Annotated in this window: 11 protein-coding genes; 8 read left to right on the top strand and 3 right to left on the bottom strand. The window is 50.0% G+C overall.

Going from position 1 to position 13,432, the window contains the following annotated elements; translation table 11 throughout:
• Positions 1-2 precede the first annotated feature (2 nt).
• The 3 genes from L3K52_11890 to L3K52_11880 are packed head-to-tail and all read right to left on the bottom strand — an operon-like array spanning position 3 to position 4,754.
• Positions 3-1,511, bottom strand: a complete 1,509-nt coding sequence (locus L3K52_11890) for a SpoVR family protein (protein UOG90898.1) — start codon at positions 1,509-1,511, stop codon at positions 3-5.
• A complete protein-coding gene (locus tag L3K52_11885) occupies positions 1,511-2,800 on the bottom strand; it encodes a YeaH/YhbH family protein (protein ID UOG90897.1) in 1,290 nt (429 codons plus the stop codon). The genes L3K52_11890 and L3K52_11885 overlap by 1 nt, the downstream gene beginning before the upstream one ends.
• A gap of 25 nt (positions 2,801-2,825) precedes the next feature.
• Positions 2,826-4,754, bottom strand: coding sequence for a PrkA family serine protein kinase (locus L3K52_11880; GenBank protein ID UOG90896.1), 1,929 nt, complete (start codon positions 4,752-4,754; stop codon positions 2,826-2,828).
• A gap of 297 nt (positions 4,755-5,051) precedes the next feature.
• Between L3K52_11880 and L3K52_11875 the strand changes: the two genes are divergently transcribed.
• The 8 genes from L3K52_11875 to L3K52_11840 all read left to right on the top strand — a co-directional run bounded on the left by L3K52_11875 (position 5,052) and on the right by L3K52_11840 (position 13,426).
• A complete protein-coding gene (locus L3K52_11875) occupies positions 5,052-5,582 on the top strand; it encodes an SCP2 sterol-binding domain-containing protein (protein UOG90895.1) in 531 nt (176 codons plus the stop codon).
• A 71-nt stretch (positions 5,583-5,653) separates the two neighbouring features.
• Positions 5,654-7,027, top strand: coding sequence for a cell envelope integrity protein CreD (creD, locus tag L3K52_11870; GenBank protein UOG90894.1), 1,374 nt, complete (start codon positions 5,654-5,656; stop codon positions 7,025-7,027).
• A 20-nt stretch (positions 7,028-7,047) separates the two neighbouring features.
• Positions 7,048-8,181, top strand: coding sequence for a class I SAM-dependent methyltransferase (locus tag L3K52_11865; GenBank protein ID UOG90893.1), 1,134 nt, complete (start codon positions 7,048-7,050; stop codon positions 8,179-8,181).
• A 99-nt stretch (positions 8,182-8,280) separates the two neighbouring features.
• The gene (locus L3K52_11860; GenBank protein UOG90892.1) at positions 8,281-9,624 is read left to right on the top strand and encodes an FAD-dependent oxidoreductase; all 1,344 of its coding nucleotides are present in this window, start codon (positions 8,281-8,283) and stop codon (positions 9,622-9,624) included.
• Positions 9,621-10,388 (top strand): DUF1365 domain-containing protein, encoded by a 768-nt coding sequence (locus L3K52_11855; GenBank protein ID UOG90891.1) that lies wholly within the window; start codon positions 9,621-9,623, stop codon positions 10,386-10,388. The genes L3K52_11860 and L3K52_11855 overlap by 4 nt, the downstream gene beginning before the upstream one ends.
• The gene (locus L3K52_11850; GenBank protein UOG90890.1) at positions 10,388-11,605 is read left to right on the top strand and encodes a cyclopropane-fatty-acyl-phospholipid synthase family protein; all 1,218 of its coding nucleotides are present in this window, start codon (positions 10,388-10,390) and stop codon (positions 11,603-11,605) included. Before L3K52_11855 ends, L3K52_11850 begins: the two co-directional genes overlap by 1 nt.
• Positions 11,602-12,966, top strand: a complete 1,365-nt coding sequence (locus L3K52_11845; GenBank protein UOG90889.1) for an MFS transporter — start codon at positions 11,602-11,604, stop codon at positions 12,964-12,966. The genes L3K52_11850 and L3K52_11845 overlap by 4 nt, the downstream gene beginning before the upstream one ends.
• On the top strand, positions 12,956-13,426 hold the full coding sequence (locus tag L3K52_11840) for a DUF3833 domain-containing protein (GenBank protein ID UOG90888.1): 471 nt from the start codon (positions 12,956-12,958) through the stop codon (positions 13,424-13,426). Before L3K52_11845 ends, L3K52_11840 begins: the two co-directional genes overlap by 11 nt.
• Positions 13,427-13,432 lie beyond the last annotated feature (6 nt).

The following is a 13,432-nucleotide window of genomic DNA, read 5'->3' as shown; positions in this document are numbered from 1 at the left end:
GTTTAATGGTGTTCGCCGACCAAGTGAAAACTGCGCACGGTACGTCCATCGGGTTCTACTGAGTGCAAATTGACATCATAACCCCACAACTGATGCACATGGCGTAACATTTCGTTCACGTCATTATTCAAGGGGCGACGGTCGTTCAACACGTGCTGCAAAGTCAGCGAACGGTCGCCGCGTACATTCACTTTGTAAATTTGAATATCCGGCTCTTGCTGACTCAGGTTATATTGCAGGGATAACATTTCTCGCACCCGCCGATAACCTTCATCGTTATGAATCGCTGCCACATCAATGGTATTTTTGCGGTCGTCATCCTCCAATGCAAACAAGTGAAAATCCCGAATCACTTTCGGCGATAAAAATTGTAAGATAAAGCTTTCATCACGGTAATTGCGCATCACATTATCCAAAGTGCTGAGCCAATCACTGCCTGCAATATCAGGGAACCACTGCCTATCTTCGTCCGTCGGGTGTTCACAAATGCGTCGAATATCGCTCATCATCGCAAAACCCAGCGCGTAAGGATTAATCCCACTGTAATACTGGCTATCAAAACCGGGTTGCATCACTACATTGGTGTGTGACGTCAAAAATTCCATCATGAAACCGTCGTTTACCAGCCCTTCGTCATACATTTCATTCAGAATGGTGTAATGCCAAAAGGTCGCCCACCCCTCATTCATCACTTGCGTTTGGCGTTGTGGGTAGAAATATTGCGCCACTTTGCGCACGATACGGATAATTTCACGTTGCCAAATTTCCAGCGATGGCGAATTTTTCTCAATGAAATACAGTAGATTTTCTTGCGGGTCTTGTGGGAAATTCCTGACTACTTTCTCTTCATCGCGTTCCCGCCCGCGATGCGGCAAGGTGCGCCACAAATCATTGAGGTGCTGCTGAATATACAACTCACGTTCTTTTTGGCGGTTTTGCTCTTCTGCTGCGGAAATCGGCGCGGGACGTTTGTAACGGTCTACCCCGTAATTCATCAGTGCATGGCAAGAATCCAACAATGTCTCGACCTGCTCCACACCGTGGCGCTCTTCGCACTCACTGATGTATTTTTTCGCGAACATCAGGTAGTCGATGATCGCTTCCGCATCCGTCCAAGTGCGGAACAAATAATTGCCTTTGAAAAAAGAATTATGCCCATAACAAGCGTGCGCAATTACCAGCGCCTGCATCGTCATGGTATTTTCTTCCATTAAATACGCAATACACGGGTTGGAATTAATGACGATTTCATACGCCAAGCCCATGCGCCCCCGGCTGTAGTTTTGCTCCACATTGACAAAATGCTTGCCATACGACCAATGGTTGTAGAAAACCGGCATCCCGATAGACGCATACGCATCCATCATCTGATCCGAGCGGATCATTTCAATCTGATTCGGGTACGTATCCAGTTTGAATTTATCGCGGGCAATGCGAGCAATTTCACGCTCATAGGCTTCGATGGTCGCGAATGTCCATTCTGAACTGGTGGAAATATAGCGGTCAGTCATCAATCAACCTCCTCACCCGCGTGTTTGCGGAACAACTCACGGAATACTGGGTAAATTTCAGCGTTATTGCGCACCCGTTGGATCGCAAACCGATCCATAAAATCACGCTGCAAGTGCTCGTACAAATACCACAAGCCTTGCGGATCACGGTCGCCAATTTCGATATAGGTGTAATACTGCACGAATGGCAAAATATCCTTGATCAAGGCATCGTGACAGCGTTGATTATCTTCGTGCCAGTTATCCCCGTCAGACGCTTGCGCAACGTAGATATTCCATTGGCTGGGTGCATAACGTTCTTCAATGATCTCGCCCATCATATTCAAGGCGCTGGACACCACTGTGCCGCCGGTTTCGCGGGCGTAGAAAAAAGTGTTTTCATCCACTTCCTGCGCTTGCGTATGGTGACGAATAAACACCACTTCGATCTTTTCGTAATTCTTTTTCAAGAATAAATACAGCAAGAAAAAGAAACGTTTTGCCGTGTCCTTAATATCCTGTGTCATCGAACCCGATACGTCCATCACACAAAACATCACGGCCTTAGGCGATGGTCTGGGTATCTTAACTCGAAGGTTGTATTTCAGGTCAAAATCATCTAACCAAGGAATTGCGTGAATCTTCACATTCAAGCGTGCTAATTCAGCCTGCAATAACGACTGTTGCGTGGTAGTTTCAGCAGAAGTATTGGCCTGCTCCAATAATGCCAGCTCAGCCAAAATTTCACGCCGCCGCCGCCGCTCTTTGCCTCGCAGTGCGATGCGCCGCGCATGAGCACTGCGCATCGAACGCACCACGTTAATTTGCGCCGGATTGCCGACTTCACTAACCCCAGCGCGGTGATAATCAAACGAATCGCTGCTCAACAACTGACGTTTCACCATATTGGGCAAGGCGAGGTCTTCAAACAAGTATTCGAGAAATTCTTCCTGCGAAATCTGGAATACAAAGTCTTCCATGCCCTCGCCGTCAGCGGACGCTTGCCCTGAACCGCTGCCGCCGCCAGCACCACCGGGTGGACGCTGGATACGGTCGCCTTCCACAAACTCCTTATTGCCGGTATGCACAATGCTGCGCTTGCCGCCCTGCCCGTGCCGAAACACCGGCTCAGAAATATCACGCTTGGGGATCGTAATACTCTCCCCTTGTTCCATATCCGTGATGTTGCGACGGCTCACCGCATCCGACACAGCGCGGCGAATCTGCTTCTGGTAACGCTTTAAAAAGCGCTCCCGATTCACCAGACTTTTGTTCTTGCTGTTTAACCGACGATCAACAATATAGGCCATACGGCACTCCTTTGGGTCTCACCGTTTACTGCGATTTACGTACCCGTAAATACCACTCAGCCAACAAGCGCACTTGTTTCTCGGTGTAGCCACGTTTCATCATGCGCTCCACGAAATTGTCATGTTTACGCTGTTCATCCGCTGACGATTTTGCGCCATACGAAATCACCGGCAGCAAATCTTCCGTGCTGGAGAACATTTTCATCTCAATCACGCGGCGTAACTTTTCGTAGCTTGTCCACGCCGGATTACGTCCGTTATTGCTATTGGCACGCGCCCGCAACACAAAGTTGACGATTTCATTACGGAAATCTTTCGGATTGCTGATACCCGCCGGTTTCTCAATTTTTTCCAAATCGGCATTGAGCGCCGCACGATCCAAAAACTCGCCGGTTTCAGGGTCACGGAATTCCTGATCCTGAATCCAGAAATCGGCATACGTCACGTAGCGATCAAACAAGTTCTGACCGTACTCTGAGTACGACTCAAGATACGCTGTCTGAATTTCCTTGCCGATGAAATCCACATAGCGCGGCGCAAGATACTCTTTGATAAAGCGCACATAACGGTCTTGCAATTCGCGTTGGTACTGCTCTTTCTCAATCTGACGTTCCAACACATACATTAAATGCACCGGGTCAGCCGCCACTTCGGTCGCATCGTAGTTGAAAACTTTGGACAGAATCTTGAAGGCAAAGCGCGTCGACAGCCCATTCATGCCTTCATCCACACCGGCAGCATCCTGATATTCCTGAATGGTCTTGGCTTTCGGATCAATATCCTTCAGGTTTTCACCGTCATAAATGCGCATTTTGGAATAAAGACTAGAATTTTCCGGTTCTTTCAGGCGTGACAGCACAATAAATTGCGCCAACATCTTCAAAGTATCCGGGGCGCATGGCGACGCCGCTAAAGAGCTATTAAATAATAACTTTTCGTAAATTTTAATTTCTTCGGTAACGCGCAAGCAATACGGCACTTTCACAATCGACACGCGGTCAATGAATGCCTCATTGTTGCGGTTATTTTTAAAGGTCTGCCATTCAGATTCGTTGGAATGCGCCAGAATCACCCCACTGAAGGGAATCGCACCGATACTTTCCGTGCCGTTGAAATTGCCTTCTTGGGTCGCGGTCAATAGCGGATGTAGCACTTTAATCGGCGCTTTGAACATCTCCACGAATTCCATCAAGCCTTGGTTCGACAAGCACAAACCGCCGGAATAGCTGTACGCATCGGTATCGTTTTGCGGGAAATCTTCCAGTTTGCGAATATCAACTTTGCCCACCAGTGCCGAAATGTCTTGGTTATTTTCATCGCCCGGTTCGGTTTTGGACACCGCAATTTGGTTGAGGCGCGAAGGATAACGCTTCACCACCCGGAACTTGGTAATATCACCACCGTATTCGTGCAAGCGCTTGACTGCCCAAGGCGACATCACGGTTTTCAGGTAACGGGTCGGAATCCCGAAGTCTTCTTCCAAAATCGCACCGTCTTCTTCTACATTGAACAAACCCAGTGGCGATTCGTTAATCGGCGAGTTTTTGATGCAATAAATCGGGGCTTTTTCAATCAATGCTTTGAGACGTTCAGCGAGGGACGATTTACCGCCACCCACGGGGCCCAGTAGATACAACACCTGCTTGCTTTCTTCCAAACCTTGCGCGGCGTGACGGAAAAAGGACACGATTTGTTCAATGCATTCCTCCATGCCATAAAATTCAGAAAAAGCCGGATAACGACGGATAACTTTGTTGGAAAACATCCGGCTCATGCGCGGATCGCGAGACGTATCGACCAATTCCGCTTCACCGATAGCGTACAACAGTCGTTCAGCGGCGGTGGCGTAAGCCATGCGGTCGCGTTTGCACAGTTCCAAATATTCTTGCAGCGAGTATTCTTCTTCCTGCAAAGCTTCATAACGCGATTGATAGTGATTGAAAATGCTACTCATTGTGTACCCCTTTCACGGTAAATACGGGGGCAGGTCAGTGCCCGGCGATGTATATGCAGACAACTATCTATTTCTGATAATGACAGTTTGCAAGTCGAATGCCAATTGACTGCAAACCGACTAATGTTGAATTCCTGCCTACCTCTTAGTGTAGACAGCCGATTCGTTAAAAAGTGTGATGAAAAGAACCTTTCATCATCAAACGTTATCTGTTATACCATTGCTGTTGACTTAACCAATAATTAGCATTGGAAAACTCAATGCTAAACCATGAATACCATGAGGAGGAAATTTTCTATGTTAAAACAAACAATTCTGGCATCCTGCCTACTGATGTTAGTGACAACAACCAGCCAAGCGGCCGAATTTATGGATGCAGCTTGGGCAAAACAAGCCTGTGATGCATGGAACGCAGACGCTACACTGACCACTGGTCTGAAAGAGAACGACGGCTATTCATGGATTCAAAATGATAACGGTCGAGGCTATAAATTGGTGCAAATGTACCGCACGGATTGCGGTGAAAGCACCAAAGTGCAGCTCAATATCGGTTTGCAAACTGATAAAGCCATGTGCACTTACGGCGGAGTACCGGATGGTAAAAAAATGGAAACCAGTTACGACTACCTGATGCACGCTACTGATGCAGATTGGACGTGCATGGGCGAAGGCAAGTTCGGTTGTGGTGCAATGGGCGCGATGGGCACGGGCAAGCTCAAATTCACCGGCCCAAAGATGGAGGCCATGAAAGTGATGGGGCCATTTGAAAACTTCCTTAAGCTCACCGGCAAAGTCGCGGGCACAAAAACGGAATGCAAGGCCAAGTAAACCGCACGGGGTGAGGTTGCTCCTGCGCAAAACATGCTATTATCCGCGCGGTCAATATTAGGATAAGAACCATGTCGGAGCAGCTTCCCCCGCAATTACCCAAATCCGTGCTATACCAGTGGTCGCAATCATTGGGTTTACGCACAATTGTTGTTAGCTTGTTGGGACTACTGATGTTGGTTCCCCTGTTTTTTGTCGACAAAGTGGTGAAAGAGCGCCAAGCGCATTACCAAACTGCGCTGAACGGTATAGCGGAACGTTGGGGTGGCAAGCAAACATTGATCGGCCCGGTTTTGGTTGTGCCGTATGTGGAACACTTCACCAGCGTTGACACCATTAGCGATGAAAACGGCGAAAGTCGTGTGGTTAGCAAGGATGTTTTCAATGACCGTACTGCTATTTTATTACCTGAATCGCTTGAAATCCGCGCTAATCTTAACGAGGAACACCGTCAACAAGGCATTTACGATGCGCTTGTCTACAACGCCACCGTTAGCTTGAGTGGCAAGTTTAACCACGCTCAAGTGCTGCAATCGAGCGAAGGTGAGCGACGCATTCTGTGGAACAAAGCTTTCATCGCATTGGGCTTGACGGATCAACGCGCGATTGATACCGCATCCAGCTTCTTTTGGAATGACGGACGCATCGAGATGCAACCCGGCACGCGGTTGAGCAAGCTACTGCCTTCTGGCTTTCACATTCCTTTGAACGTCAATGCCGATAGCACCCCCACCAATGAATTCAAGTTGACACTCAATCTGCGCGGCAGTGATGGCTTACTGTTCGCACCCTTGGGGCAAACTACCGCGATTCGCATGACCTCAGCGTGGACGCATCCCAACTTTCAAGGTGATTTGCTGCCCAGCAAATACGACATTACCGAAGCGGGCTTTAATGCCGCATGGAATATTCCCCACCTTGTGCGCAACTACCCGCAATATTGGGTACTGGAAGATCAGCAAACTTACGATTTACGCAGTTTCAGTGCCGGGGTGAGTTTGGATGAACCGGATGCGCTCTACCCCTTAATTGAGCGTGCTGTAAAATACGGGGCGCTGTTTATTGGAATGACTTTCTTGGTGTTTTTCGCGTTTGAAATTAGCCTCAAACAACGCTTGCATGTACTGCAATACGGCTTAGTCGGCGTAGCATTATCGTTGTTTTATTTGATATTGCTGGCGGCGGCGGAACACATTGGCTTTTTGTATGCCTATGTAGCGGCGGCGGCGGCGACTATTCTCAGCATCACGGTTTACACCGGGGTAATATTGCGCAATGGGTGGCGAACTTTCCTGCTGTTTTTGCTGTTAGTGTTATTGTACGGTTTACTATACTTGTTGTTACAGATGGAAGATTACGCGCTGTTGATCGGTGTAGGGCTGTTGTTATTTGCCAGTGTTATTATGATGTACGTGACGTGTCATTTGATAAATAATCCTGTATAGCTTTTGAGGAGATATACACAGTGTATGTAGCCACCCCTTCATACCAAGCGTTTACGTTGGAGTGGCAAAGCAGCATTGCTACACACCACGATTGTTGGTTTGGTCAACGGCCTACAGGAAACGCTGCCAAGGTGTCGGCAACAACATTCGCAGCCGGTGAATTGACAAGCCCTAATCAAACTCCCCCTGTGGTATTTCCGCGCCAACGGTTCATTACCCAGCACCGCCAGCTTACGGTTGAACCGCACGCGGGGCGCTTTTACCCGCAAGCTTACGCGTGGGAAGCATTGGGTTGCAGCCGCAGTGAATTTCGCCCGTTTCGTTTGATTAACCTGACAGCGAACACCTTAACCGCTGACGTGAATCATCCTCTCGCGCCCTATGCGTTGCGTGTCAGCGCGGCGGAACACGCCCCCATTGCCCCTGAAATCATTAAAGCGCTCACCGAAACCGGCGCGGGGATGCAAGCACCCTACCCCGGCGTATCTACCGATTATTACGCGGTTTATCCTTTCACCCGTGCGGATGAGCGGGCAGATGCGCAATTTTATACGGCACCGCGCTTCGTTAATCATTTGGATACCACCGCTTTAACGCAAGTCACTGCTTTATACAAACGTTTGCTGCGCCCCGGTATGCAAATTCTTGACCTGATGACCAGCCACGTTTCGCACCTGCCCGATACTCTAGTAGACGTAGAAATCACCGGGCTTGGCATGAATCCGGCAGAACTTGCAGCTAATCCGCGCTTGCATCGTCACGTCGTTCACGACCTCAATCAACACCCGCAATTGCCGTTTGCCGACAGCACTTTTGATGCGATTATTTGCACGGTTTCTGTCGAATATTTGACTCAACCACTGGAAGTTATGCGTGACGCACTGCGAGTAACCAGGAGCGGCGGCTTGGTAATTGTGGCATTTTCCACTCGCTGGTTCCCACCCAAAGCCACCACCTTGTGGACTGAAATGCACCCGTTTGAGCGTCAAGGTTTGGTGTTGGATTTTTTTGTAAAAAGTGCAAAGTTCACTGATTTGCACACCACATCAGTACGCGGTTTGCCACGCCCTAGTAACGATCCGCACCGTCGTACCACGCCATTCTCCGACCCGGTTTTTGCGGTGTGGGGAACAGTTATGCCCAAAGAGTTCTAATAAACCCCACAAAATCTTCGTTTTCTAGCAGTTTCCTACGTCCATATCGCATACTTGATCGTATAAATAAGGTATAGGTTTTGACAAGGAATGCGGGAAATGTACAGGAAGAAGATTGCCATTATTGGTTCAGGTATTACAGGATTAGCCTCCGCGTGGCTACTCCACCAGCAGTATGACGTTACCTTGTTTGAAAAGGATAATTACATTGGCGGACACACACACACCATTGAAGTATCTGAAGCAGATCGCACTGTGCCAGTCGACACCGGGTTTATTGTGTACAACGAGCGCAATTACCCCAATTTAATCGGTCTTTTTGCGCAACTTGGCATTGCCACGCGTGAAACCGATATGTCCTTTGCCTTCTCACTGAACCAAGGCGAATTAGAATACGCGGGTTCTAACCTCGATACCTTGTTTGCCCAGCGCAAAAATGTATTTAATCCGCGTCACTGGCGTTTAATCAGTGAAATCATGCGTTTTAATAAAGTGGCGCATCAATTATTGGCTGACTCTGCGACGCTGCCTGATTTGAGCTTGGGTGAAATGCTCGACGCACACCGTTTCTCACGCGACATGCGCGAACATTACCTGTTGCCAATGGGGGCTGCCATTTGGTCATGCCCGGTCGACACCATGCTCACGTTTCCCGCGCTCAGCTTCCTCCGCTTCTTTGCCAATCACGGTTTGATCGATCTGCGTAACCGTCCCCTGTGGCGAACTGTTTGCGGAGGAAGTTCTTTTTATGTGCGCAAACTTCTCGCTGAAATGGGTGACAAAATCACTACTCAGTCCGGCGCAATACGCGTAGAACGCAACGACACCCACGCCAGGGTGTTTACTGATGCCACGCAATTCGACTTCGATGCAGTGATTTTTGCCTGCCATGCGGATCAAGCGCTGGCTTTGTTAGCGCAACCTAGCCCGGCAGAACAGCGCATTCTCAGTTGTTTCCGTTACGAAAAAAACCGGACTTACTTGCACACCGACGCCCGACTTATGCCGGTAAACCGCAAAGTATGGTCATCATGGAATTACCTTGCCACCAGCCAACCAGAACACGCCCATGCGCGTCAACAAATGACCGCAACGTATTGGATGAACAATCTGCAAGGGCTGGACACCACCACTGATTATTTCGTGACACTCAACCCTTACGCGTTGCCACGTGACGAAAACATCATCACTGAAATGACTTACGAACACCCGATCTTCGACCAAGCCGCTGGCGCCGCACAACCTCAGCTTACCAGCCTGCAAGGTCAACAACATTCGTGGTTCTGCGGCAGTTATCACCGCTACGGTTTTCACGAAGATGCCATCGCCTCAGCAGTGAAGGTTTGCGAAGATTTTGGCATTACCCCGGTTTGGGTCAAAGCACAGGAGACGACTCCTCAGCCTGTGCTTCCAGTGTCGATAGCTGGAGCGATTACCCCATGAATACGCAAGCACCGGCGGCTGTATTCCCCTCAACAGTCATGCACAGTCGGCGTTTCCCGGTGGCTTACCGTTTCAGCTATCGCGTTTTTAGTGTGTTGGTAGACATCGACCGCCTCGCTGAAATTGGGCGTAACCCGTTATTTTCCATCGACCGTTTTAACCTATTCAGCCTTCACCTGCGCGACCATGGCGCACACAATGGCAGCAATTGGCGCGACTGGGCAGAAACGTTGCTGCGCGATCATGGCATTGACGGTGCGATCGGTAACATCCAGTTGCTGTGTTTGCCACGTATCTTGGGGTATGGCTTCAACCCATTAAGTCTGTGGTTCTGCCATGACCCTGAAGGGAGACTGTTGGCGGTTATTGGTGAAGTGAGCAATACCTTTGGCGAACACCATCATTATTTATTGGACGTACCTAGCGACACCAGCGCCCCCGTGATCACGGGCAGTAAGCAAAAGGTGTTTCACGTATCACCGTTTATCGGGATGGACGCACGTTATGAATTCTTTATCCATCCGCTCAGCCATAACCTGAACATTCTAATTCACGAGTACGTAGGCGATGAACTTATGCTAGTTGCCAGTCAGCGCGGGGAGCGTTTACCCTTTAGCACGGCAGTATTGCTGCGGCAATTTGCGCTCGTGCCTTTCATGACACTCAAGGTCATGACCTTGATTCATTGGCACGCCCTGAAAATCTGGCTAAAAGGCGGCAAGTTGTATAGCAAGCCTGCGCCCCCCACGGAGACCGTAACCTAATGCCCTTAGAGACGACCCTGAACCCGCCGTCAGTACCCAGTTTTGATCATTTACCGACCCTGAAACGTTGGTTGCTGGCAACGCTTGCCCGCATCCAACACGGGCGGCTCAGTATTCATTTGGACGGTGAATACTATGTGTTGGGGCACTCGGATGAATTGCACGCCAGCATCCACATTCACCGCCCGTTCCGCCTTGCCCTGAAATGCCTCACCAAGGCCGATTTAGGGTTTGGTGAAGCGTACATCGCCGGTGATTGGTCGAGTGAACACCCGGTTGACCTGCTGACCTTGCTATTACGCAACTGGGAACAATTTGGCAAAGTATTGGATGACCGCAAGTTGTTGCGCGAACCGGCCAACTGGTTCCACCGCCTACGCCGCAACAGTGTCCGCAACAGCCGCAAGAACATTGCCCACCATTACGACATGGGCAACGATTTTTACCGCGAATGGCTAGACACCAGCATGACGTATTCGTCAGCGTTGTACACCACGCCCGACTTAACCTTAGAACAGGCGCAACGTGCCAAATACCAACGGATTTTGGATGAATTGCAGGTGCAAGCGGGTCAAACTGTGCTGGAAATCGGCTGCGGTTGGGGCGGTTTCGCGGAAATGGCAGCCGAACAGGGCTGCAAAGTGCATGGCATTACCCTTTCCAGCGAACAATTGGCCTGGGCGCAACAGCGTTTGGAACGCTTCGGCGCACAAACCGTGCTGGAATTGCGCGATTACCGCCACCTAGAAGGCACTTACGACCACATTGTCTCGATTGAAATGTTTGAAGCGGTGGGCGAACAATATTGGGAAACCTATTTCCAAACGCTGCACCGTCATCTCAAACCGGGTGGACGGGCAGTGCTGCAAATCATCACGATTGGCGATGAATGGTTTGACATGTACCGTTCGCGGGCAGATTTCATTCAACGTTATATTTTCCCCGGCGGCATGTTGCCAAGCCCTGCCAAGCTCGAAAAGTTGGTCGCGAATAGTCGCCTTAAGCAAATCAACCACATCGGCTTTGGTAAGGATTACGCCCGAACATTGCGGGAATGGGATGCGCGTTTTGTCGCCGCACTGCCAACACTGCGCCCGCTGGGTTATGACCAGCGCTTTGAACGTTTATGGCGTTATTACCTCGCGTATTGCGAAGCGGGTTTTACCGAGAACCGCCTTGATGTTGTTCAGGTAACGCTGGAGAAACCGCTGTCATGAAATCGGCCTATTATCGCCAGTTGCTGTTTTACGGCTTACCGGGACTGCCGCTGGCGATGTTAGGCCTACCGTTGTACGTGTATTTGCCGTCGTTTTATGCGCAAGAGTGGCATCTGTCATTGACGGTGATTGGCATTGCGCTACTGGCGGCACGTGGCTTTGATGTGCTGACTGATCCGCTGATTGGCTGGGTGAACGACAAAGTAAACAGCCGTATTGGGCGGCGCAAATTGTTCATCTTATTGGGAATACCGCTATTGCTGGTCGGGCTGGATTATTTGCTACGCCCTGTCGGTAAGGTCGATGGGCTGTATTTATTCACTTGGTCAATGGTCACGTATTTGGGTTGGACATTGATCAGCATCCCTTGGCAAGCGTGGGGGTCGGAAATGACCCGCGATTATCACGGCAAAAGTGCTTTATCCGCCAGTCGCGAGGTGTTTGGCATACTCGGCACGGTGGTGGTGATTAGCTTGCCGTTTTTTGTCGGTTCGATGGATAACACTGCACTCACGCTCGACACCCTCGCCAAACTGTTGTGGGTGTTGTTGCCCTTAAGTCTTTTTCCCGCCTTGGTGTGGTTGGTGGAACGCCGCCAAGTGCGTCGGTTCGCGCCGTTGCGCAAAGTGGGTAGCATTCTCTCAGCACATCCAGCGATACGCCAGTTGCTGCCCGCTTATTTTATTAACAGTTTAGCCAATGCCCTGCCTGCTACCTTGTTCATTTTGTTTGTGACCCATGTGTTGCAAGCGCCGGAACAGGTCGGCACTGTGCTGATGGTGTACTTCCTCAGCGGTATTGTTGGTCTGCCGCTGTGGTTGTGGCTCGCCCGTCGCATCGACAAAAGTCGGGCGTGGGTATTGGCTCTTGTATTGTCGGTGGCGGCGTTTGTGTGGGTGCCGTTTTTGGGTGTGGGCGATGTGTACGGGTTTCTCGCGGTTTGTGTGATCAGCGGCTTAGCATTGGGGGCAGATGTGGCCTTGCCCGCGTCAATGCAAGCCGATATTGCCCAGCAAATGGCGCATCAAGGCAATCCGCAAACCGGCTTATTGTTTGGTTTGTGGGGATTGTTGACGAAATTAGCATTCGCCTTGGCGGTGGGGATCGCGTTTCCGTTATTGGATTGGGCGGGGTTTGTGCAAGAGGCTGCCTCGCAAACTGATGCCACCTTACTAACCATGGCTTTGTTATACGCCGGGCTACCCGTCTTGCTGAAAAGCTGGGTAATTTGGCGCATGTGGCGATTTCCCTTCAGTGAAGTCGATTTTCGGGATTATTGGGAGATAAGTTATGCGAATGCGCTCTATTCTGCTCGCCCTTCTACTCATCACAATGAGCGGGTGCAGCAACATGAAGATTGAAGATTACGCGACGTTTGAACCAAAATTTGACCTTTTTGCCTATTTTCAGGGCAATACCCGTGGTTGGGGCGTGTTTCAGGATCGCGGTGGCGCGTTGAAACGCCAATTCGTGGTCGATATTAACGGCACTGTCAGTCCCGACGGTGAGTTGGTGATGACCGAAGATTTTGTGTGGAATGATGGCGAAAAATCGCAACGTGTTTGGCGCATCCGCAAGCAAGGCGACCACGGTTACAGCGGACGTGCGGCGGATGTGGTCGGTGAAGCCAAAGGCGTGGCTTACGGCAATGCGCTGAATTGGCGGTATGACTTGAATCTGCCGGTGGATGGCAAAGTGTGGCAAGTGAGTTTCGATGATTGGATGTATTTGCAACCCGATGGCGTACTGCTGAATCGGGCAAAGATGAGCAAGTTCGGTTTCACCTTGGGTGAAGTCACCATTGCGTTCCAGAAGAAATAAGGGGTA

Source organism: Candidatus Thiothrix sulfatifontis, assembly GCA_022828425.1.
Lineage (GTDB): Bacteria > Pseudomonadota > Gammaproteobacteria > Thiotrichales > Thiotrichaceae > Thiothrix > Thiothrix sulfatifontis.
This window is presented reverse-complemented; position numbering and strand designations above follow the sequence as displayed.